Source organism: Amycolatopsis echigonensis, assembly GCF_014174495.1.
GTDB classification, from domain to species: Bacteria; Actinomycetota; Actinomycetes; order Mycobacteriales; family Pseudonocardiaceae; genus Amycolatopsis; species Amycolatopsis echigonensis.
This window is the reverse complement of record NZ_JACJHR010000090.1, coordinates 1-21505: the sequence shown is the minus strand read 5'-3', so window position 1 is coordinate 21505 and position 21505 is coordinate 1. Positions and strand designations below refer to the sequence as shown.

The following is a 21505-nucleotide window of genomic DNA, read 5'->3' as shown; positions in this document are numbered from 1 at the left end:
ATCGTGCAAGGGGTTCCGATGGGGCGGGCCCCGGGGCGCCCGTTCGACCCTCCGCCGTCGCTGACCGCGGTGCGGGACCGGGCCCCGCTGACGCGGATGGCGTTCCCGGACGGGCATGTCGGCTGGCTGGCGACCGGGCACGCGGAGGTCCGGGCGATTCTGGGGGACCAGCGGTTCAGCAACCGGTACGAATTGTGGCACTACCCGTTTCCCGGGATGGAGCAGTTCCCCGAATTGCCGCCGGCTCCGGTGGGCGACCTGACGGGGCTCGACGCTCCGGAGCACACGCGATTCCGGAAGCTGCTGACGGGCAAGTTCACGGTCCGGCGGATGCGGTTGCTCAGCGATCGCGTGGCCGAGGTCGCGGACGAGTACCTGGATGCGATGGAAAAGGCCGGGCCGGGGGTCGATCTGCTCGAGGCTTATGCGCATCCGGTGCCCGCGGTGATGATTTGCGAATTGCTCGGGGTGCCCTATTCGGACCGGGGGTCTTTTCTGGGGGATGCCGCGGCGATCAGCGATGTCGATCTTTCCGAAGAGGAGAGGATGACCGCTTATGGCCAGTTGCAGGAGTACGTGGCTTCACTGGTGCCAGCCAAGCGTGCCGCTCCCACGGACGACTTGTTCAGCGATCTGACCAGCAGCGACCTGACGGACGAGGAACTGGCGGGACTGGGGACGTTCCTGCTGGCGGCCGGGCTGGACACCACGGCGAACATGCTGGCGTTGGGGACGTATGCGCTGCTGGACAATCCGGAGCAGTGGACGGTGGTCCGGGACGAGCCGGAGGCTGCTGGCGGGGCTGTCGAGGAATTGATGCGGTATCTGTCGGTCGCGCATACCGGGGTACGGGCTGCGTTGGAGGACGTCGAGATCGGCGGGCAGGTGATCCGGGCCGGGGAGTCTGTGGTGCTGTCGGTGCAGGCGGCCAACCGGGATCCCCGGAAGTTCGATCGGCCGGATGAACTGGACGTGCGGCGGTCCGCGGTCGGGCATGTGGGGTTCGGGCATGGGATTCATCAGTGCCTGGGGCAGCAGTTGGCTCGGGTCGAGATGACTGTTGCGTTGCCCGCGTTGGTGCGGCGGTTTCCGACGTTGCGGGTAGCGGGGGAGGTATCTCTGCGGCCTGAGGTGCAGAATATTTACGGGATGCGGAAGTTGCCGGTCGCTTGGTGACCGGCTCGGTTTACGGCCGTTTTGGACTCCCTCGCTTTTGATTGTTTAACACCGGCTCGGCGCTATCAAGGGCGCCTTCGGCGTCGCTGCGCGATGGCCGCTGGCGCGACGACCCTTGACCGCGCCGAGCCGGTGCTAACTGCGGCTGGGGCGAGGGGGACGGGGCGGAGTGGTCGTCTTGGTGCGGTGGGAGGGAGTGTGCCGGGTGTGATCGACGCGGATGTGGTGCGGGCGAACGGTGTCGTAATCGGCATCCGCAGGCGTCGGTAGCGGCCCGGGGGCGGACGATTTCGTATCTGGTGGACGGCGAGCGGGTGTGGGTGCGGACCGACGACGTCGGGGATGACAACGGGCGCTTCTTTCCTCAGGTCGGGGCGGAATTCGGGGAGACGGGTGGCGTGCGGCGGGGGAAGATCGGCACCGCGGACTGTCAAGTGATCGACTGTGTACCGTTCGTAGGGTTCGCGCAGCGGAGACTGGGAGAGCTGCTGCGGTGAAGCTGGCACCTATACTCGGGCGTTGTGACTGAAGGGTTCTCGCAGGTGCTGGAGCGCTGCCAGGCGTTCCTGGACGAACGGCAGCCGCCGACGCCGTGTCTTGTGGTGGACCTCGACGTGGTGCGCGGGAACTGCGAGCGGCTTCAAGAGGTGCTGCCGGAAGCGCGGATGTACTACGCGGTCAAGGCTAACCCGGCACCGGAAGTCGTGCGGGTTCTTCGGCAAGCTGGGGCGGGCTTTGATGTCGCGGGGCGCGAAGAGATCGAGTTGTGTCTCGCGCAGGGGGTGCGGCCCGAGTTGCTGTCCTATGGCAACACGGTGAAAAAAGCGCGGGACATCGCGTTCGCGCATCGCGTGGGTGTGCGGCGGTTTACCTTTGACAGCATCGAGGATCTGGAGAACATCGCGCAGTTCGCGCCGGGGGCGACTGTCTCGTGTCGGATTCTGGTGGACAGTCCTGGATCGCAGACGCCGTTCGGGCGGAAGTTCGGATGCGGCACCGAGATGGCGGTCGACCTGCTGGTTCGGGCGGCGGAGCTGGGGCTTGATCCGGAGGGGGTCGCGTTTCACGTTGGGTCGCAGCACGTCGATCCGCGGGCTTGGGAAGTCGGGATCGCTGCCGCGGCTGAGGTGACTCGCGCGGTTGCGGAGCGCGGGATTTCCTTGCGCGGGTTGAATATCGGTGGCGGATTTCCGGTTGGTTATCTGACCGAGCCGCCGCCGTTGGAGGAGTACGCGGCGGTTATTCGCGAGTCGGTGAGGCGGCATTTCCCGGTGGCCCCTGAGTTGTCGTTTGAGCCGGGGCGAGCGGTGGTGGCGTCGGCTGGGATGATCCGCAGCGAGGTCGTGCTGGTGTCGCGCAGGTCGGCGGCGGACGAGAAGCGTTGGGTGTACCTCGACATCGGACGGTACGGCGGGCTGGCCGAGACGGAGAACGAGGCCATCGCGTACCGGTTGCTCCCCGCGCATGACGGCGGTCCGGACGGGCCGGTCGTCGTCGCGGGGCCGACTTGCGACGGGGACGACGTGCTTTACCAGCGCACGCCGTATCGGCTGCCGTTGGCATTGCGGGCCGGGGACTACGTCGATATTCCGGACACTGGGGCGTACACGCAAAGTTACTCTTCGGTGTCGTTCAACGGGTTTCCGCCCCTACGGTCCTACTTTATCGGCGGGGATTCCGGTGGGGTCGGGGAATTCGCCGGACAGCATGTGCTGGCTGAGTTTTCCGGGGTGTCCGCGGAGCTGCTCGACGACCCGGCATTTCTGTGCGAGAGCTTGGAACGCGCGCTGGACAAGGCTGGCGCGACGGTGTGCGAACTGACGTACAAGCAGTTCGAGCCGCACGGCGTGACGGCGATGGCGTTGCTGTCGGAATCGCACGCCTCGATTCACACGTATCCGGAGCGCGGTTCGGCATTCGTGGACGTGTTCACGTGCGGGCACAAGGCGGAGCCGGAGCTGGCGGTTCAGTTGTTGCGGGACTTGCTCGGTGCGAGCGTTTCGCGGGTCACCACTATCCACAGAGGACAGGGAGACAGGTGAACATCGAGGAACCAGTCGGCGCGGGGCTGACCCGGCGGTGGCACGTCTCGGACGTGCTGGTCGACACGAAAACTGCCTACCAGCATCTGGTGATCGGCAAAACGGCGCAGGGGATTTCGCTGTTCTGCGACGACGAGCGGCAGAGCACCGAGTTCAGCCAGCTGGTGTACCACGAGGCGTTGCTGGTCCCGGCGTTGCTGCTGGCGTCCACTGTGGATCGCGTGCTGTGGTCGGGTCCAGCGAAGGCGTCGTGTGCCAGATCGCGGCCGAGGCGGGTGCTTCGGTCGATCATGTGGACATCGACGCCGAGGCGGTTCGGCTTTGCGCGGAGCATCTTCCGTACGGGTACTCGCCGGCTGAGCTGGCTAGGGCGGAGCGCGGCGAGGGGCCGATCCGGGTGCGTTACGTCGATGGCTGGGAGTACGTCCACGCCTGCGCGGAGAAGTACGACGTGGTACTGGTGGATCTCCCGGATGAGCAGGATGACACTGATGCTCAGCATAATCGGTTGTACAGCAAGGAATTCCTGGCGCAGTGCCGGTCGTTGCTGACGCCTGGCGGAGTGGTCGCGTATCAGGGCGGGTGCCCGACGTTGTGGCGGAACTCGACGTTGGTGAAGTGCTGGCGTCGCTTCGAGGAGGTCTTCCCGACTCCGGTCTATTTTGGGTCGCCGGAACATGAGTGGGCGTTTCTCTTCGGTACAGACGTGGAAGCGCCCCTGGAGACGATGGTGAAGCGGTTGGAAACGCTGCGGTACCGGCCGGTGTCGGTGGACGCTCTGACGTTGCGTGGGGCGACGGTTCCGCCGATCAGCCTTCGTCGATGACGGACGTCTGGACGTTCGCGCTGATCACTCCGGACGGCGTGGTCAGCGACGCGTTCGAATCCATTGTGGACCTGCTGCAGCGCAATGGCTTTGTCGGGGTCACGGGCCGGGTGCTTCAGCTGGATCTGCCGGCGATGATGCGGGTTTACCGCGCGTCGGAAGCAGTTGCTCCGCAGAATGATCCGTTCGCGCGGCTTTACAGTTCGGGACCGGCGTGCTTGCTCCTCCTGCATCGCGCCAACGGGGACGCCTGTGCGACCTTGACGCGCTGCAAGGGCGCGACCCGTCCGGACGAAGCGGAGCCCGGGACAGTGCGGTATCTCGGGGAGAACGTCGTCCTCAATCTCCTGCATTGCCCGGACGATCCGGCCAATGCGACACGAGAACTGTCTATTTTGGTCGGTCCGGGAGCAGCCGAGCAATACCGGGCCGCGGCGGTGTCCGGTGTTTTCCGCGGAGCTGCGGCGTTGCGCGCCAGTCTCCCGGCCACGCACAGCTGGGAGGCGATTTCCTACCCCGTCGCGGTGAACCGCATCCGGCGGCGGATCGGGCAGCAGTTCGCGCCGGGCGACGAGGACCTCCAAACCGCACTGGACGAGGAGCGTGAGCGGATCGCCGCGTGCCGGACCAGCGGTGAACGACGCTTAGTCGCGAAGCAGGCGAACCCGTCGATCCAACGGATGCTGACCAGGATCGGGGCGGGAGAGCTGGCCGGGGCACCGCCGGACCAGGCGGCCCTCGCCGAGCACGGAATTTTCGTCTCGGCACTGGAGAAGCTGACGCTCGACACGCACGACGCGTGATCAGTGGCCGGAGAACCATCCCGGCAGATCCAGCCGCGCGGACTCCGGCGAGGAGACCTTCCGCAGGTCCTCCTCCAGCGCGCGAAGCCGCCCGGCACCCAAGACTTCAGACCACTCCGAGCGCAGCCGGTCGAAGATGTGCGCCGATTTGGCCAGGCAGTCGAAGCCCCGGTCAGTGAGCCGCACCAACATCCGGCGGCCGTCCTCCGGGTCGCGTTCTCGGTGGACGTACCCGAGCCGTTCCAGGCTGTCGATCGTCTTGCCCGCCGCTTGCTTGCTCACCCCGAGCGTCCGGCCCAGCTCCACGGCGGTCGTGCCCGACGGACCGATCGCCTGGAAGACGAACCCGTGCATCGGCCGCACGTCGGGATGGCCCTGCTTCGCCAGCTCGGCGTGCAGGTCGTCGATCAGGCTGCGGAAGCCGAACAGCAGGCGCAGCGGCAGCTCGTATCCGGGCGGATCGCTTGACATGAGTAGACAACCTCGTTGACTATATGGACAACCTCATTGTCTATCTTAGCGGGGAGCGACACATGACAGTCATCCGGGAGAGCCGTCGGACCGAGACGCCCAACGCGGTGATGACGACGTTGGCTTCACCGACGCAAGGCGGCAGCCAGCAGGCGGTCTGGAGAGTGGAGATGGTGCCCGGCGCGGTCGGGCCGGTGCATGCGTTCGATACGGAACAGGTGTGGACGATTCTCGACGGCGGGGCGGAGATCACGCTGGACGGCGTCGTCGAGTCCGCGGGGAAGGGGGAGACGGTGGTGCTGTCTGCCGACGCGCGGAGGCAGGTGCGGGCCGACGCGCGGAGCGGCATGGTGGCGATCGTGTGCGCGCCGGGCAGCACGCGGGTGTATCGGACGGGCGCGGTGCCGGCCTGTGCGACCGCGGACGGGGACAAGATCCTTCCGGACTGGGTGGCCTGAGCTGTGGCGGGCGTCACGGAATGTTCGGCGATCTTGAGCGCTACAACGGATATGTCTGCTCCCGCCACGCCCTCCGCGACGCCAGAAGAAACCGCCTCGGTCGTTCCCGTTCTGGACGACTTCGACTTTCCGCTCGTCGACGGCGCCGCCTGCCGTATCGACGACCCGGACTGCGAAGCCTGCCAGTAACCCCCGCGCGCACGGAGGAATCCGTGCGGTCGCGTTCCCGGACCGCGAATCCGGCGGCGTCTCGCTCGCCGGATTCGCGGACTACGTCGACACCCGCACGACCGGCTTTCCCCACGCCCGACGGGACTCCACACGCTCCGGTCCGTCCGGCGGCAGCCGCTGAAGCTCACGACTCCGCTGGAGCAGATCTTGGTCAAAGAGGCTTGACCGGCTGCCGCAGAACCGTTTTGAGCTTGTCGGGCGCGGTGCGGCGCGGGTCGCTCAGGTAGATCTCGTGATGGTCGCCGTTGAAGGTCAGGCCGTGCTCGGGCAGGTATTCGTGGTGGAGCCGGTTCAGCGTCGGCGTTTCGTCGTCGTACGAGCCGAGGTGCAGGATCTGGACGCTCGTTCCTTCAGTCAACGTGCGTAGCCGGACTCCGGCGAGCGCGGGATTGTCCTTCTTCTTCGCGACGCTTTCGGAAGCCTCCCGGACCATCTCCTCGGTGACCCAATCCGGCTGATGGATCATCATCGTCCAGTCCCACTTCCCCTTCTCCCGCGTGAGAAAGGCGGCGGGATCGTCGGCGCGCCACAGCCCTTCGAGCGGGCCGACGACGAAGTCCCGGCCGAGGGTATTCTTGCTGGCGAACTTCACCGCGTACGCGATTCCGTACAGCGCTTCGACGGCGTTCGTGTAGTCCGTGGCGGTGTTCGGGTCGCCGTGGCCGTCGGCGGCGAGGTACTGAAGCGCGGGCACGTCCACGACGGTGAAGTCTTTCGACGGTGGCGAATACAGCGCGCGGTGAGCCTTCTTGACGTCGTACTTCTCCATCGCGGTCTCCTTGTCGAGGACGCTCTTGGTCCAGGTGAGGTCGGCCGTGAGCATCGCTTCGCTGTAGTCGAAGATCGCTGCCGCGGCGTCTGGCAGGGGTTCTTGGCTGGCGCGCGTCGCTTCGACTTCGGCGAGTTGTTCGCGTAACGCGGCGAGTCGTGCGGTCAGTCCGGAACGCACTTCCGCGTCCGGCAGGCCCGGGCTGTTGGCCATGCCGATGAGGACGCGCGCGTGGACCGGAGTGAGGGCGGTGAGCGCTTCGCGGGTGGCCTCCGCGCACAGGTCGACGCCGGATCGCGTGGCTCGGAAGGTCGCGCGCGATTTCCCCGAGCGAGGACCGCCGGCGGCTTCGATCAGGCCGCGCTTGGCCAGTTTGTCGAGGACGTAATAGATCGACGAGAAGCCGAGCGCGGTCCAGGCGCGGATGCCGCGTTCCTCGATCACCCGCTCCAGTTCGTAGCCGTGCCGGGGTTGCTCGACGAGCAGGCCGAGGACGGTCAGTTCGGCGTCGGTGAGAGCGGGCACGCCAGCTATTCTAGCGCTAGAATAGCTGGGCTTCCAAGACCGCGACCTCCGGAGCGGGGTCCTCGCCGAGTCCGCCGTGCAGCACCGGCAGCACGACGTCCAGCCGGGCCGTTTCGTATTGCCGTTGCTCCTCGGCAAGCAGGCCGTGGACGCTCCGGTCCGGCGAGTTCGACAGTGGCTTCAGACAGCGCTGCGGCGGTGACAGTCGGGGTCACGCCCAGACGAGCCACCGCCTCCCGAACCAAGGCGGCTTCGTCCGGGTCCGCAGCCATAGGCTGTGCCCGCTTGAGCTAGTGCTGGCGCTGACCGTTCTGGTACTTGAGTGCGTAGCGGACCGCGTCCGCGCGCGAGTGGAAACCGGCTTTGGCGAACAGGTTGTTGATGTGGGTTTTCACCGTGGCCTCGCTGATGACCAGCTTGGCGGCGATTTCCGGATTGCGCAGGCCGTCACCGATCAGGCCGAGGATTTCTCGTTCGCGTGCCGTCAGCGCGAGGTCCGGCTCCGCGGGCGGGGCGGGTTTGGCGGCAAGTGCGAGCAACCGCCGCTGCACCTCGGGCGAGAGCACGGTCTGGCCCTGTGCCGCGGTGCGCACGGCGTGCAGGATCGTGGTGCGGTCGGCCTCTTTGGTCAGGTAGCCGCTCGCGCCCGCCTGCAACGCGGCCAGGATCGATTCGTCGTCGTCGAACGTGGTGAGCACGAGAACTGTGGTGTCCGGCTGGGTTTCGCGGATTTTCCCGGTCGCGCCGACCCCGTCCAGCACCGGCATGTTGAGGTCCATCAGCACCACGTCCGGCCGGTGCTGCCGCGCCGCCTCGACGGCTTCGGCGCCGTTGGTCGCGGTCGCGACGACGTCGACGTCCTCGGCGAGGTCGAGCATGACCGCGAGCGCCTCGCGGACAGTCGCCTGGTCGTCGACGACAACGAGGCTGATCGGGCGTTCCGTCATCGTGGCAGCTCCAGTTCCACGGTCCATCCGTCGTCGGCCGGGCCTGCTCGCAGGGTGCCGCCGAGCAGGGCGGCTCGTTCGCGCATCCCGACGAGCCCGACCCCGGAACCGCCGGCCAGCTCGGCGCGGCGAGGTTCGGTCGCGGGCCCGTTGTGCACGGTCAGCTTGACATGATCAGCGGTGAAGGCGAGCCGGAGGCTCCGGGGCGCGCCCGGCGCGTACTTGGCCGCGTTGGTCATCGCCTCCTGCGCCGCCCGGACCATCGTGTGCGTGGTCTCCGGGCCGACCGCTCCCGCCTCGCCTTCGATCGCGAACTCAGCCGAGGCGTGTTCGGCGAGCTGGTACAACGTCTCGGGCAGCGGCAAGGTGTCTTCGCGCAGCGCGTGCACCGCGCGGCGGGTTTCGTTGATCGAGTCGACGGCGATGGCGCGTGCCTTGCGGACCGCAGCGGCTGCCTCGTCGTCTCGGCCGCTGTCGCGCAGGGCGTCGGCCAGGTCCAGCTGGAGCGCGATCCCGGAGAGCGAATGCCCGAGTACGTCGTGAATCTCGCGCGCGATCCGGCCTCGTTCGACGAGTGCTGCCTCGCGGGCTTCGGACTCGCGGGCGCGCTGGGCCGATTCGGCGGCGAGTTGCGCGTTGCGGATGGCGTCGCGGCGGTCCCGGTGCCCGATGCCGAAAGCGACCGGCAGCGCCACGGTCAGCGTCAGCCACACCGGCCATTCCAGAAGCTGCGGGGACAGCTCGCCGACCACCCAGGTCGCACTGGACGCGACGACGGCCCCGGCGGTCGCGATGGTCACCGCGGTGCGGCGGGACGCCAGCTTGATCCCCGCGGCGGACGCGGCGACGAACGGGAACATCGCCGCGAACGTCGCGTGCGCCAGCGGCATGAGCACCGCGCCGAAGAGCATGTAGGCGCTCATCACCGCGATCTGCCGGTTCCCGGCCAGCCGGGACCAGGGCAGCAGCGAGGCGAGCGCGGCGATCGAGGTGAGAACGAACAGCGGCAAGGCCAATGGCCGGTACGCGATCTGCGCGTCCGGCCATTGAACCGCGGTGCAGGCGACCGAGGTGAGGACGAGAGCGGGCTGGATCAGCTCGTCCCGGTACTGCCCGATGAGAGCGGGTGCCCGCTCCAGCGTCCTCATGGGATCAGGTTCCTCCTCGTCGGGCTGTCGTCGTGAGCGGACCGAGTGTTCCACTCCGCCGTGCCGCCGCGGAGATTGCGCTGGAGATTGTCCAGCAGCGGCGAGCTCTGAGCGGGCGCGCCGTCCTTGCCCTGGGCCCACATCACCTGGTGCCCGGCGCGCAGCGCGCGGTAGAGCACGACCAGCCCTTCCGCGAGGACGCCGACGCCGATGGTGAGCAACATGCTTTTGCCGGTGCCGCCGGCGGCCTGCGGGTCGAACGCGTTGACCGCGAGGTTCACGCCGACCTTGACCACGATGTTCGCCACCCAGAGCCCGATGGTCACCGCGGTGTAGCGGACGAAGGCGACGCCGTCGCGCTGGGAAATCCGGACACTCGCCCCGCGCAGGAGGCCGAGGACGACGCTGATCGCCGCGGTCCCGACGAGGAAAACCACTGAAGCGGGCGTCTTCACCTCGCCGGACAGAGTGCTGAGGCCGACGACAGTCAGCACCGCGGGCAGGATCAGCATCTGCTTGGCCTGCGCGGGTTCGCCGATCAACCGGCGCACCATCAGGTAGCCGACCGCCGCCACGATCAGGATGATCTCCACGGGTCCGCTCATGGGTTGTTCCTGCCTTTCGAAGTCGTTCCGATGCCGAGAAAACTACGGAGGAACGGCCTCGAAGTCGTGCGGTGCGAGGGGTATCCGCGGGTGGAGAAATCCCTCCACCCGAGCCTGGATTTCTCCACCCGGGATACGTCCGCGGAGGCAAGACGGCGGCTCGCGGCGACCGTAGCGTTTGGTGGCGAATCCCAGCAGCCAAGCCAAAACCGGGGAGTACGGCATGATGAAGCCCGCCCGCACGATGATCACTACGATGTTCCTGGACGTCGGCCTGTCCGTCGTCGCCTACTACGCTGCCAGCCTGCTCGGCGCGAGCGCCTACGTCTCACTGCTGATCGGCACCATCGTCGCGGGGCTGCGGACCGTGTGGGTCGCGGTGGCACAGCGCCGGATCGACCTGTTCTCGTCGTTCCTCATGCTGCTTTTCGGCCTGGGGCTCGGGCTGAGCTTCCTCACCGGCGACCCGCGTCTGTTGCTGGCGAAGGAATCGGTGACCACCTTCTGCGCCAGCGCGGCCCTAGTCGGCAGTTGCGTCCTCAACCGTCCACTGGCGTACTACGCGGCACGACGCTTCGCGCGCTCGGCGGGCGGTGAGCAGCAGCGTGAATTCGACGCCACCGCGAACGACGCGTCGTTGCGGCGTCGCTGGTACCAGATCTCGCTGGTCTGGGGGATCGGGTTGCTCGTCGATTCCGTGCTTCGCATCGTGGGCGTGTACACGCTGCCGTTCGACATTGCGGCGGACTGCTCGCAGGCTCTGATGATCGTCGCGTTCGCGGGCCTCATCGCGTGGACGCTGCTGACCAAGCGGCGGGCCGAACAGCCTGCCCAGGCTCAGCGGTCGTAGGCGCGCCTCGCTGCCGCGACAAGGTCGAGGAAGGACAGGGCGACCGGGACGTGTTCGGATTCCAGCCGTTCTCGGCGAGCAACGAATCCAGCGCTGCCCGGACGTCCACGCGGGCGTGGCGCGAGCCCGCGATCCCCGCACCGATGCCTACGGACCCACTCCGCCCCGGCTGGACTCGGCGATGCTGGAATCCGGAGGCGGGAAGAGCCGAGGCAGGAAGCCGATCATCAGGGCAGACCAGGTCACGTGCGTCAGCAACGGCGCCTGTACTCCGCCGCCCCAACGGCGTTGCAACGTGAAGAGCGTTCCCATGGCCGCTGACGCCAGCACTAATGCCGGATTCCGTGTCGCCGTTGTCGAGAGCACGTACAGGGCGGTCGACTCACGTGCGCCGAACGCGTCGTAGAGCGCGCCACGGAAGTAGAACTCCTCAGCCGCGCCGGTTACGAGCGCTGTCGTCACGACGGTCGGCGTCGAACCGTGATGGGCGTGACCGAGGACCCCGGTGATCGCGCGGCGCAGCAACGGAATCCGGCGAGCGACCAGAGCACAGCCGTAAAACACGCCGAACGCGCCCGCACCCACCAGCGCCGGCTGCACAACGTCCGGCCGGCCTCGGGGTACCGGCCCGGCCGCTCGCGCACCAGCGAACCAAGTCGCCGCGACCGACGCGGTCAGCGCGTGAAACCGCCGTGACCCCGGCTTGCTGGCCAGCGACGCGCCCAGCAGCCCGGAGCCCGCCGCGGTCACCGCCGTCAGGAACGCCTTCACCTGGTCCGCCGTTGTTTCGCTCGTTCGCCCAGCGCTTGCAGCACGGCGTCGTCATAGCTCATCGGATCGAACTCGACAATCCGGCGGATCGCGTCGTCCCGGACGACAACCTCGTTGCCCATCGAATCGATCAGCGCTCGCCCAGTCGTCGCGTCGATGTCGGTGACCAGCGAGAGCCAATAGGACGACAGCCGGGGCGAGAGAAACGGAACCGGCACGGGACACGTCCCTGACCTGCGGTTATCGAGAACCTGCAGGGTGCGCGTCGCAGTTGACTGCACTTGAATGCAGGTCGGCGCTGTTTGGTGTCAGATGAACCATGGGTCTGCTCCAGGTTTGCTCCAGGAAAATTCGTGAGAATGCGCGCTGCACAATCTCATAGGTGCAGGCCAGCGTCGGCGGCAGGCTGAGGCGAGATCGAGCATGGCGTGCGAGCGGACGTCGTCCGTTGCGGTGCGCCGTCGGGAGGCATGGGGCCCCGGAGCGGGGTTCCCCTGGGAGCGGTACGGAGCGGTGGACGAATTTCGTGTCCTGGATCGAGCCGGCGCGCCCACGAGGCCCAGATCGCGAAAAAGACGGCTCGCCCGGGGTTCGAGCCTTGCCGTCGAGAGTAGGTGTCTGCCGCAGGTCAGGGGCCCTTGCGAGCGGTCGCGCTCCGAGTGCGTCCCGGTTCGCCAATCGACACCCGCGATGAAGCCTCGTGCGATACTCTGATGGCAAGTGATGACGGGTTGTGAGGGGAGCATGACGTGGGGAGAGCGGATGGCGGCGCGCCGCCAGGCAGGCACTCGACGGCAGCCGATGGGGCCGGGCACTCGTCGACCGACACTGGCCGAACATCGGTGCAGCGGGCATCCGACCAGTTCATCGCCCCGTGGGACGCAGGGGCCGCGGACGCCGGCGATTCGGCGTTCGCCACGATGAACTCCGCGCGCTCAGGCGGGTATCGGTTCGATCCCGGCACTGTCGCCGCACTGATCTCCCGATGGGAGAACGTGCTCCACGATCTGCAGGACGACCAGCAAACTCAGGAAAGCGCGTTGACTGCCGCCCAACCCCCGTCGCCTGACCAGCCTGCCGTCCAGCAGGCGCAACTCGCGCAGGCGTCAATTCGAAAAATGATTGCCCACAATGTGTCGATGCAGCGCAGTGCTTGCGTCTATATCAATGCGCTGAAAAAAGCCAACGGTACTTATACGCAGCACGATGCCGACGTGGCGGAAGCCCTCGGCAAAGCGAATCCGAGCAACTCCCCTTCCAGTGGAATGTATCAATAGGACTATTGTGAATCGCTATCAATTTCGCCTTATGGCGGCTGCTGTGGCAAGTTTCGGAGTCGCTTTCATTGGGGGTTGCGGAAATTCGAATCCGGGGACGGCGAGCCCTGCTTCCGGTGAGGCCGGTCCGCCTGCTTCGGCCGGAAGTCAACAAGTCACTGCGCCCAAGGTTGCGACCCCGCTGAAGATCGACAAGTTCCTTTCTGATCCGTGCAGCATGTTGACGTCGGCCCAGCTGTCATCGCTGCAGCTCAGCAAGGCGGAAGCGCACTCGGAATCGACTGGAATCCGCTGTTCCTGGCGGTTCAGTGACGGATACACCGCTGTCAGTGCCACGTTTCTCACAACCGTCAAGGACGGTCTTACCAATACCTATCGACAGCATGCGACCGGATATTATCGCGACGGATACTTCGAACCGACCGTGGTGAACGGTTTTCCGGCGGTTATGGCCAATACGGCCGATCGCAGAAAAGAAGGACAGGCGAGTCTGATCGTCGGCTTGTCGGATCAAGACGAAATGTTGGTGCTGATCCAGGGTGTGCCTGGCAGCAATGCCACGACCGCGGCCACGAACGTCGCGAAGGCTGTCCTGTCGACCGTGCAAGGCGGGCAGTGAGATGGCGGGGCAGTCCATGTCCGGTCAGCAGATCTATGAGAACTTCGCCAATGGCGTGGGGCCGGGCGGGCTGATGCAGGCGGCCGACCACATCAACTCGTTCCAGGCCCGGTACGACCGCCGGGCGGCGGACATCCGGTCGCTGGCCGCGGCGATGGAGGAAGGATGGACCGGCGACGCTGCGGGCGCGGCGTCGCGGGGCGCGGGGCCGTTGGCGGCCGAGCACGCGCAGGCCGCGGAGGCGATGGGCATGGCGCAGGCTGGCCTGACGGCTCAGTCGTCTGCGTGGCATGACGTCCAGGCCAAGGTTCAGCCGGTGCCTCCGCTACCGCAGGCTCCTCCGCCGATGACGGAGCTTCTCGGCGTGCAGAGTGTGATCGACGCCGATATCGAAAGCCGGACCCGGCAGAGCAACGACGTCGCGGCGGCGAACGTGGCGGCGATGAAGTCTTGGTCCACGGCGTCGGACGAGACCGGTCGCGCGATGCCCACCAGCTACGGCCAGATCGATGCGAACGCGATGAACATCAGCACGGCGCAGCCGCCGGCTCCCGTTGTCCACGGTCCGGCGGGACACGGAGGGCAGAGCGGTCCGGTTCAGTCCGGTCATGCTGCGGGGCCTGCCCCGGCGGCCGGTCCTTACGGCGGCGCGAACTCCGCGACTCCTAGTCCAGTCGTGGCTTCCGGGGCACCGTCGTCGCCTGTTGGAGCCGTGCCGCCGCGCGCGGCGGGTTCAGGCGGGGGCTCGTCGACATCGCCGAGCAGTTATGTCGCGCCGCGCGCGCAGACCGGTTTCGAGCCGGGCGGCGCGTCAGGCAATCCTGGCCTGTACCGCAGCGGCGTGCTGGACTCGAATGCGTCCGGAGCGACGGGCGGGGGTGCCTGGAGTCCGGGTGGGTTCCCGGTCGGCGGCGCGGGTGGCAGCGGTTCGTCCGGTTCCGGCACTGGTCCCGGCGGTCGTGCCGGCGGGGCGAACATGCCGGGCGGCGGCCGCGGAAGCGGCATCGGAGCATCGGAGGAGGCACCGACACGTGGTGGTGCCGGCGGTGCGTCGGGTTCGTCGTCGGGCCGGGCGGGCGGCGCAGGCGTCGGCGGCGTGGGAACCGGTGCGGGACGTAAAGCCGAGGAGGACGAGGAACACGAGCGGAAGTATGTGTTGTCCGATGACGAGGCGTTCCTCGCCGCCGATGACGGAGAGCGGCTGGTGGATCCGCAGACCGGGATGGCCGCCAGTCCGGCAGTGATCGGCGAGGCACCCAAGAGGCGGGTGTAGCGCCGATGTGGTTTGCCGAACCGGTCGGCTTCGCCGTGTCGGATCTCGCGTCGTTGGTGACCGGGATGACCGGCGCTGATCTGCATGTCGCGCTGGCACCGCAGGCGGAGTGGCATGACAGCGAGGCTCAGGCGGACGAGGACAAGCGGCTGGCGGAGTTGAAAGCCCGCTACGAAGGTCGGGCGCGCAGTGCGGACGATCCGGAGCTGGCCGACGTGGTCGAGTTGTTGAGTCGGCCGCCGCACGCCTGTTACGGCTGGTTCAGCGACGGCAAGCAGCACTTGTCGGCCTTGGCCGCCGGGTCGTCGTGGTTCGGGTTGATCGCGGTCCGCGACGGCAATGAGGTCTGGGTGCGGATGTTCCGGCGTCAGCGGTTGAGCGCGGTACTGGTGGACGTGCTGCCGCACGAGCACGCGCGGTCGAACGCGCAGCCGATCACGGTGCTGCGCAGCGAGCTGGTCGAAGCCCGCGAAACCGGCGTCGCCCGCGACAGCGCCGTGCGGCAGGCCGAACGGGTCGTTGCCATGCCGCCGTTGGTCAGCGCGGAACTCTACGCCGAGGTACGCGACCGCAGCGGCCGTCGGCGCTGCGAGTTCCCGCTGCGGGTCTATGACACCGACGCAGGGCGTTGGGTGTTGCAGATCAGCAAGCATTACAACGACGAGCGGTGGGACCTTGCACCCGCTACCGCCTCGCGAGTCGCCGATCTTCTTGACGCGTTTCGCTGACGACAGGACGTATTGATGACTGTGGACATCCTGAAGGCACTGGGCATCGGCAACGGCCAGGACATCGTCGCCCGCCAGCGACGTCTCTCCGAAGTCGATCTCGAACTCGCCGCGGAACGATTCCGTGGCGCATCCGAGGACCGCACCGCGACTGCCACTGTCAACGGCCGCGGGGAGGTCGTCGACATCGTGATTCGCGACGAAGCGCTGCGTTCGCCACATCCGGAGCTGGTCGGCCCGGCCGTTGTCGAGGCTGTCAACCGCGCTCGTACCGAGGCGGGGTTGCACGCGCGTTCTGCGGTGTCGGCGATACTTCACGCCGACTCGACCGCGTCGGCGGCTGTGCCTGACCCGGTCGGCGTCGGGTCCGCGCCTACGTTGACGGCCGCAAGCCAGCCGACAACCTCACCGCGGAGCGCGCGTGCTGAAGACGACGATGACGATTTCGGCGATTACGATTTCCTGGCACTCGGGGAGTGACGACCATGTCGATGTACAACGAACTCTACGCCCTGACCCAGGAAATCGAAGCGAACCTGCACCGGACAGAGGCGGCGGCTGCGGCGGCCGCAGGTTCGGCGATCAACCGCCAGATCCCCGGCGGAGCGGGGGAGGTCACGGTGTCAGGACAGGGGGCGCTCGTGTCGGTGACGATCGATCCGCGTGGCCTGACCTCCGCAAATGGTCGCGTGCTCGGCGCTCAGATCGCCCAGACCATTCGCGACGCCGAGGCTCAGGCGCGTGCGCATGTGAACCAAGTCCTGCAGAACGCATCGACGGCCGGCCCGGCCGCCAGGAGGGGAAGCGCATGACCGGCAAGGGATTCGAAGTCGTCCCGCAAGCGCTCCGCAGAACCCAGGCTGCGTTTGTGGATTCCGCGAGACGCCACCTTGAGCTGTGCGGGGAGGATCTTCCGGGTTTCAAGATGAACGAGCAGGACCTCGGCCTCCTCGGGCACCTGGCAGGGATCGTCCCCGAATACAACGCAGCGGTCGACCAAATCGTCCACAAAGCCGCTGCGAGCTGCGACAGCCTCGACGCCGCGGCCCACAGCCTCGACACCGCCGCGAAGGCCTACGAGGCGCAAGACGAGGAGTACTACAAGAAATTCGGCTGGCTGGCAGGAAAAGTCGACGAAGGCGGCGTCTATCAGCCGGACAACAAAGGCGGCAACTGATGGCGAATCCGTCCCAGAAGTCGTTCATGGACCCGTCCGTCGGCACTGATCCGGCACCGCGAAAGCCGAATCCGATCCCGAGCGTGCCCAGCATCCCGTATCCCGAGGACGCCGACCGGAAAATCCGGGAAGCTGCGAACAAGTACAACCATCCCGACGTGATCCAGACGCTCGACAAGATGAAGAACGAGCTATTCGGGAACGCTGAGAGAGTCAATGCTCTGGCCCAGGGCTGGGCGTCGAACCCTTCGGTAGGCGACTCTCAGCTCGCCATTCAGACCGCGACCGAGAACCTGGCCGGCTACTGGTCCGGGCCTGCGTTCAGTCAGTTCTCGGCGTACTCCACCGACGTGACCGGGGCGCTGGGGTCCGACCAGTCCGCCATGGCGAGCATGGGAACAGCGCTAGGCGGCTGCGTATCCATCGTATACAATACGTACGCGGCGGCAATCAGGTTAATAGGAAACACGGCTGCGGACATCGCCAACGCTGGAGTCAGCATCGGAGTATCTCTGATTCCAGGGATCGGTGAATTCGAGCTTTCAAATGCTATCCAGGCGATCACTGACCTCTTGACCAACTTCATCAGGAACTGCACGGAGTTGCTTTCCAGTGCTGTCGAACAATTTGGCCAGTACAAGGATGCCGCGGTCGGATTCAGGGCCAGCGCCGCCGGATTCAAGCAGCTGCCGCCGTTGCCTGATCAGATCGGAAACCCCGGCAGCTGGCACGTCAACCCTGCTGGCTAGGCCGGAGGAAGCGGGAAAATGGATATATTCTGGTGGGCGGTCCTCATCATCGCCGTTATTTCTGTAGCGATGCTGGGTATCGGTCTGGCCGTTGTCATCCCCTTGAGGAACGCGTTGCGCAGACGTCAAGGGCGCAGCGGGTACTACGTCGATCCTGCTGGCAACTGGCATCCGATGCCCGGTCCGCAACAGCCGTCGCATCCACGGCGGCGCTCGCCGGGGCCCGGGCCGCAGTGAGAGCTTCCCGGGTTCGGTCCTGGGTTGCATGAGATTGCCGGCTCCTGCTGACGAGATTCGGGCAAGCATGCAGAGTGGGCAATCGGGTTATCCCGCTGCGCTGGTCGGGGCGTGGGTCGTGCCTGTTAGCTGATCGTCGAGCAGCCGTTCGCAGGTGCCGCACTTCGGGTGGGTCAGGATCTTTTTCTCACTGTCACGTCCATAGAATGGATAGCAGTCCGCGCCGCAAAGTGAAACAAGAGCCAGTCCGCGGCGAACAGCCTTCTCTTCTGCTCGATGCGCCACTCGGCACCCGCTTTGATTGGATTGCCCTATCTCTGGCATCCATCCGCTGTGCGGGATGCTGGCACGCCGTGTAAGCATTTTCAGTTTGTCGCCAAGTTCGGCAAGTGTTTCGGACAGTTCAAATGTCTTCCAGGTTGGAAGCGAATTGAGGTGCTCCTCGGGATATTCGGAAATTTTCCCTTCTAGATCGCGCACCATGAATTCAATATCGAATACCCTGTCGTTATCAGTTCCCAACTTTGCGGCCTTCCTTTGTGGTCACTGTCGTTTCAAGGTGCTGCGGGTTCGGCAGAGATACTTCGATCGGACGTGATCTCGGAATGATCCACGCAGCCCCGCGAAGGCTTGGCGGACGACGTCCGGCGCTTCCTCAGCCAAGTTGGCTGCAGAAGTTCAGTAGTACGGCGGTCGCGAGCAGGTCGGCGGTGCCTGCGCGCTCTCGGTTGCGGCGAGTGCTTGCGGACGCCTTCCACCGCCGCGTCTTGCAACCCGCGCGCGAGCGTCGCGAAGGCGTCGGACTCGGCTCCGCGCGAACAACCCCTGACCGAGCCGTGCGCCGGGTGAGCCCGCGGCAAGGTCGACAGGCGCTCGGGTACTCAGCTGGGCGCCAGCGGTTCATGAATGTGCTCCGTCGGTACGGTTCCGGAGATAACTGGACGGCCCGGGCTGTTCGCTGTGGCCGTAAAACCAGTCAACCGGGTACCAATCCGAACGACCACAGCGTTTGCGCCGCATTTGCACCGTATTTCGGAGGCCGGGTGCGTTCGAGCGGACGATGGTCTGGGCCGACGGCCGCGGTGACCGCGCTTGAGGAAGTCGCCGGCGAAGTGCTGGTCGGCGTAGGGACGATGGGTGCCAGCCAGCTCTCGCGCAAGGCAGCCGTGACCACGGCGAGCTGGAACCCGACGCCCACGTAGCGCAGAAGAACCTCGGCGACGGCGCACATGCCGACGACCCTGACTTCGCTGACACTCGCCTCGGCGGAAACTTTTACCAGCACGCAAAGCCCTGGTTCGCGGGCCTAGGACGAGGAGCCAAGCTCCTCGTCGACAACAGCCCGTATCGTCCACCGCGAGTGCGCCCTCGATTTCCGCGTAGCTGATGCCCCAATGAATTCCTGACCTGCGGCTTCACCGCCTGGCGGGGAGGATCGGAGGAGGACGGGGTGCCAGTTCGCCTGTGTGTAGGCGGTGGTCTCCAGGGTGCGGAAATGGGCGTTTTCAAGCGCTGCGGTTGCGCGAGCTTCGCCTGAATCGGCAGGAAAACTCCGCGTCCACGTCGGTCCGCCCAGTGAATGGTCCGATTGGCGCGGCAGGGCCTGCACGCCGAACGCGCCTGGGACTGACCCCAGGCTCGCGCGGAGAGATCACTTCTTGGCCCGGTAACTCACTGGACAATCGGTCGGTTTTCGTTTGCTGTCGTCCGAGAGGAGCGACGCTCCGGCGTCGCCGGACAGGATCGCGTTCTCCGGATTCTGGATCATGCGCTGGCCGCAATCCCCGCGATCAGGCTGCGGGCAGAGCTGACCTCGCCGATCTCCGGGCCGAGCGGGTACCACAGACGTGCTGGGCGCACAGGTGCCGACAGCGTGTATCCCCGCGCGAGCCTTCGCCAGCAGCACCGGATGAGATTCCACGGAGACGGCCGGGCCCTCGTCGTAGCCGATGCCGGAGGACTGCCAGACCCGGCGGTGCAGTGGCTGCCCGATTGGAATGCCCGAACCCAGCACCAACAAACGGTTCACTCCGTACCGGCGCGCATACGATCGGCACGCTCGCTCGACGAGGCGTCGGCATCCCGGTAAGGGCGCGGTCGGAGCGGCCAAAGAAGCCAAGGGCGTGGTGCAAGCCGTCGCCAAAGGCGCCGGTGCGGCGCGCAACATCCTGCACGACGAGGGACTTGTCCAGACCGCGTTCGGCTGGGGAGCGAGCTTCGACAAGTGGGTCGGCGGCCCGATCCTCAAGATGGAGCACAGCGCCGGCGCTGCGGGAGCGGCGGCCTGGGGTGCGGCGACCAAGGCGGGTGGCATGGCCGCCAAGTGGGTCGCCGAGCCTTACTTGGAACGGGCCGAGGACTCCGCGAAAGACTTCGTCAAGGACACGGTCACCGGCCGGCCGCCGCAATCCGCCGGCCAGATCTTCGACCGGGTCGTGAAGGGACGGTGACCGGATGACCCGTGAGTTCACCTTCACCGTCCCGGACGGGTTCGTCGAACTGCCGGTCGAGGAGATCGAGGTAGACGGTGCCGAGAAGCACGAACTCGACGCCCGGGTGGCGGGCGCGTTCGGGCTGGTCGCAGACGACCCCAACGCGGCGATGCTCGCCAACACCTACGCCTTGTACGGCGAAACCATGGGCTCGCAGGGCATCGGCTACGCGGCGATCGCGGTCTACCGTTCGCCCGACGTCCCCGATCGGCCGATCATGCCGGTCCTGGCCAGCTCGTGCATTCCCTCCGCCCATGACTCGGTCGACGTCGCCGTCGAGGGCCTGCTCGAGGTGCATGCCCCGGTCGAGGGCCGGACGGCGCGTCTGCTCGACCTTCCCGCCGGGAAAGCGGTCGTCACCGTTCAGGAGGAGAAGACGATCCTGCGCAACGGCGCGGACGGCATCGAGATACCTGTCCTGCAACGGCAAGTGGCGGCATGGATACCGGATCCCCGGGGCACGTCGGTCGCGATGGTCGGGGTGTGCTCGAACAACTGGCAGGATTGGGAACACGTCGTCGTGCTGGCGCTCGACATTTTCGACACCGTCTCCTGGGTGGGCTGATGGACGAACACCTGATCACGCAAGCGCAGCAGTACTTCGAAGCGGCCTGGCGCGAACCGGTCCAGGTCACCGGGATGGGCCGGGTCACGGTCGGCTCGCGACGGGACCGCCGCGGGAAACGCGAACGCAGCGCCGCGAGCGAGAACGGTCCGCGTGGGTGCCTGGTGGAGATCGGTGAGTTCCTGGTGGACGTGGCTTCCACCATCACCTGGCCGTTCGTCACGGTCTGGGCCCTGTTCCGGCTCTTCAAACGCGACGGGCCGAAACGTCATGCCGCCATCCCGAGCGGACCCGCAACCGGCGAGGCATACCGCGTCGCCGAAGCCCTCAAGCAGCGTCCCGGCGAGGTCGCTGTCGTCCGCGGCAAAACCCAACTCGCGATCGTCGAACTCACCGGTCCCGGCGCGCAGCCGACCGTCGTGTGGAGCGGCCGTGGAGCCGAGCGACCGCAATGGAGCCCCGCCCCGGCGAGCTTGTACTGGGAAGACGGTTCGATGCTGATGCTTCCCGTCGCATAACGATCGCTCGTACTTGCCAGTATCGAGCGGAGTTCACTCCCTGGAGCCTGTTGGGCTGGTTCGAGGCGGTGCTCGACGGTACCCGGGCCAGGGCACCGGAGCAGGAGAGCAAGCAGCCGTTCGAGGCCACGCGACACTGATCCTGGCCGTCGGGCTGGCATGGTGTTTGACCGTTCTCGTGCGGTAGGGGGGATGACTTGCTGTGCGTTCGGGCGCATGACGGGGAAGGGTCGTGTGTCGGGAGGTTT

Annotated in this window: 26 protein-coding genes and 2 pseudogenes; 19 read left to right on the top strand and 9 right to left on the bottom strand. The window is 66.6% G+C overall.

Annotated elements, in window-relative coordinates; all coding sequences use genetic code 11:
* The first annotated feature begins 18 nt into the window (after positions 1–18).
* The 6 genes and pseudogenes from H5411_RS38920 to H5411_RS38900 all read left to right on the top strand — a co-directional run bounded on the left by H5411_RS38920 (position 19) and on the right by H5411_RS38900 (position 4847).
* Positions 19–1176, top strand: a complete 1158-nt coding sequence (locus tag H5411_RS38920; RefSeq protein WP_183126660.1) for a cytochrome P450 — start codon at positions 19–21, stop codon at positions 1174–1176.
* A gap of 299 nt (positions 1177–1475) precedes the next feature.
* Complete coding sequence (locus H5411_RS38915; RefSeq protein ID WP_312878700.1) at positions 1476–1673, top strand: AAC(3) family N-acetyltransferase; 198 nt, start codon at positions 1476–1478, stop codon at positions 1671–1673.
* A gap of 24 nt (positions 1674–1697) precedes the next feature.
* Positions 1698–2765, top strand: a pseudogene (locus H5411_RS38910) (type III PLP-dependent enzyme); the annotation flags it as partial.
* A 75-nt stretch (positions 2766–2840) separates the two neighbouring features.
* Positions 2841–3218, top strand: a complete 378-nt coding sequence (speD, locus tag H5411_RS49905) for an adenosylmethionine decarboxylase (RefSeq protein ID WP_312878701.1) — start codon at positions 2841–2843, stop codon at positions 3216–3218.
* Positions 3215–4044: pseudogene (locus tag H5411_RS49900) on the top strand (spermidine synthase). Before speD ends, H5411_RS49900 begins: the two are co-directional and overlap by 4 nt.
* Positions 4041–4847, top strand: a complete 807-nt coding sequence (locus tag H5411_RS38900; RefSeq protein WP_183126658.1) for a nucleoside-diphosphate kinase — start codon at positions 4041–4043, stop codon at positions 4845–4847. The pseudogene H5411_RS49900 and the gene H5411_RS38900 overlap by 4 nt, the downstream one beginning before the upstream one ends.
* Here the strand turns inward: H5411_RS38900 and H5411_RS38895 are convergent, their stop codons facing one another.
* Positions 4848–5318: a MarR family winged helix-turn-helix transcriptional regulator gene (locus H5411_RS38895; protein WP_183126657.1), complete on the bottom strand. Its 471-nt coding sequence runs from the start codon at positions 5316–5318 to the stop codon at positions 4848–4850.
* A gap of 62 nt (positions 5319–5380) precedes the next feature.
* On the opposite strand from H5411_RS38895, the gene H5411_RS38890 reads away from it, so the two are divergent.
* Positions 5381–5776, top strand: coding sequence for a cupin domain-containing protein (locus tag H5411_RS38890; protein WP_220818067.1), 396 nt, complete (start codon positions 5381–5383; stop codon positions 5774–5776).
* 382 nt (positions 5777–6158) lie between these two features.
* On the opposite strand, the gene H5411_RS49125 is transcribed toward H5411_RS38890, so the two are convergent.
* The 4 genes from H5411_RS49125 to H5411_RS38870 all read right to left on the bottom strand — a co-directional run bounded on the left by H5411_RS49125 (position 6159) and on the right by H5411_RS38870 (position 10001).
* Entirely contained in the window at positions 6159–7301 is a 1143-nt protein-coding gene (locus H5411_RS49125) for a GyrI-like domain-containing protein (protein ID WP_183126655.1), read from the bottom strand.
* Positions 7302–7591: 290 nt separating this feature from the next.
* Entirely contained in the window at positions 7592–8248 is a 657-nt protein-coding gene (locus H5411_RS38880; protein WP_101435475.1) for a response regulator, read from the bottom strand.
* Positions 8245–9396 (bottom strand): sensor histidine kinase, encoded by a 1152-nt coding sequence (locus H5411_RS38875; RefSeq protein WP_183126654.1) that lies wholly within the window; start codon positions 9394–9396, stop codon positions 8245–8247. Before H5411_RS38875 ends, H5411_RS38880 begins: the two co-directional genes overlap by 4 nt.
* A complete protein-coding gene (locus H5411_RS38870) occupies positions 9393–10001 on the bottom strand; it encodes a DUF1453 family protein (protein WP_101435473.1) in 609 nt (202 codons plus the stop codon). The genes H5411_RS38875 and H5411_RS38870 overlap by 4 nt, the downstream gene beginning before the upstream one ends.
* A 181-nt stretch (positions 10002–10182) precedes the next feature.
* Between H5411_RS38870 and H5411_RS38865 the strand changes: the two genes are divergently transcribed.
* Positions 10183–10851, top strand: coding sequence for a VC0807 family protein (locus H5411_RS38865; RefSeq protein ID WP_244194579.1), 669 nt, complete (start codon positions 10183–10185; stop codon positions 10849–10851).
* 147 nt (positions 10852–10998) lie between these two features.
* Here H5411_RS38865 and H5411_RS38860 read toward each other — a convergent pair whose 3' ends face one another.
* Together H5411_RS38860 and H5411_RS38855 are read right to left on the bottom strand one after the other, a co-directional pair.
* A complete protein-coding gene (locus H5411_RS38860) occupies positions 10999–11622 on the bottom strand; it encodes a CPBP family intramembrane glutamic endopeptidase (protein WP_101435471.1) in 624 nt (207 codons plus the stop codon).
* Positions 11619–11840, bottom strand: coding sequence for a Rossmann-fold NAD(P)-binding domain-containing protein (locus H5411_RS38855; RefSeq protein WP_244194578.1), 222 nt, complete (start codon positions 11838–11840; stop codon positions 11619–11621). Before H5411_RS38855 ends, H5411_RS38860 begins: the two co-directional genes overlap by 4 nt.
* 531 nt (positions 11841–12371) lie before the next feature.
* Here H5411_RS38855 and H5411_RS38850 point away from each other — a divergent pair.
* The 8 genes from H5411_RS38850 to H5411_RS38815 are packed head-to-tail and all read left to right on the top strand — an operon-like array spanning position 12372 to position 17445.
* Positions 12372–12899, top strand: coding sequence for a hypothetical protein (locus tag H5411_RS38850; protein ID WP_244194577.1), 528 nt, complete (start codon positions 12372–12374; stop codon positions 12897–12899).
* Between the two features lie 7 nt (positions 12900–12906).
* A complete protein-coding gene (locus H5411_RS38845; protein ID WP_312878699.1) occupies positions 12907–13518 on the top strand; it encodes a DUF3558 domain-containing protein in 612 nt (203 codons plus the stop codon).
* A 1-nt stretch (position 13519) separates the two neighbouring features.
* Positions 13520–14791: a hypothetical protein gene (locus H5411_RS38840; RefSeq protein WP_101435469.1), complete on the top strand. Its 1272-nt coding sequence runs from the start codon at positions 13520–13522 to the stop codon at positions 14789–14791.
* Positions 14792–14796: 5 nt separating this feature from the next.
* Complete coding sequence (locus tag H5411_RS38835) at positions 14797–15519, top strand: ESX secretion-associated protein EspG (protein ID WP_101435468.1); 723 nt, start codon at positions 14797–14799, stop codon at positions 15517–15519.
* Between the two features lie 15 nt (positions 15520–15534).
* On the top strand, positions 15535–15999 hold the full coding sequence (locus tag H5411_RS38830; RefSeq protein WP_167441878.1) for a YbaB/EbfC family nucleoid-associated protein: 465 nt from the start codon (positions 15535–15537) through the stop codon (positions 15997–15999).
* Between the two features lie 5 nt (positions 16000–16004).
* Entirely contained in the window at positions 16005–16331 is a 327-nt protein-coding gene (locus H5411_RS38825) for a YbaB/EbfC family nucleoid-associated protein (protein WP_208637317.1), read from the top strand.
* Positions 16328–16696: a hypothetical protein gene (locus tag H5411_RS38820; RefSeq protein ID WP_101435465.1), complete on the top strand. Its 369-nt coding sequence runs from the start codon at positions 16328–16330 to the stop codon at positions 16694–16696. The genes H5411_RS38825 and H5411_RS38820 overlap by 4 nt, the downstream gene beginning before the upstream one ends.
* Before the next feature lie 26 nt (positions 16697–16722).
* Positions 16723–17445: a hypothetical protein gene (locus H5411_RS38815; protein ID WP_143271367.1), complete on the top strand. Its 723-nt coding sequence runs from the start codon at positions 16723–16725 to the stop codon at positions 17443–17445.
* 324 nt (positions 17446–17769) lie between these two features.
* On the opposite strand, the gene H5411_RS38810 is transcribed toward H5411_RS38815, so the two are convergent.
* Both H5411_RS38810 and H5411_RS38805 read right to left on the bottom strand, forming a co-directional pair.
* Positions 17770–18204: a hypothetical protein gene (locus H5411_RS38810; protein ID WP_143271366.1), complete on the bottom strand. Its 435-nt coding sequence runs from the start codon at positions 18202–18204 to the stop codon at positions 17770–17772.
* A 454-nt stretch (positions 18205–18658) separates the two neighbouring features.
* A complete protein-coding gene (locus H5411_RS38805) occupies positions 18659–18967 on the bottom strand; it encodes a hypothetical protein (RefSeq protein WP_101435463.1) in 309 nt (102 codons plus the stop codon).
* 838 nt (positions 18968–19805) lie between these two features.
* Between H5411_RS38805 and H5411_RS38800 the strand changes: the two genes are divergently transcribed.
* The 3 genes from H5411_RS38800 to H5411_RS38790 are packed head-to-tail and all read left to right on the top strand — an operon-like array spanning position 19806 to position 21257.
* Positions 19806–20132: a hypothetical protein gene (locus tag H5411_RS38800; protein ID WP_101435462.1), complete on the top strand. Its 327-nt coding sequence runs from the start codon at positions 19806–19808 to the stop codon at positions 20130–20132.
* A gap of 4 nt (positions 20133–20136) precedes the next feature.
* A complete protein-coding gene (locus H5411_RS38795; RefSeq protein WP_183126653.1) occupies positions 20137–20739 on the top strand; it encodes a hypothetical protein in 603 nt (200 codons plus the stop codon).
* Positions 20739–21257, top strand: a complete 519-nt coding sequence (locus tag H5411_RS38790; RefSeq protein ID WP_183126652.1) for a hypothetical protein — start codon at positions 20739–20741, stop codon at positions 21255–21257. Before H5411_RS38795 ends, H5411_RS38790 begins: the two co-directional genes overlap by 1 nt.
* Positions 21258–21505: the final 248 nt, after the last annotated feature.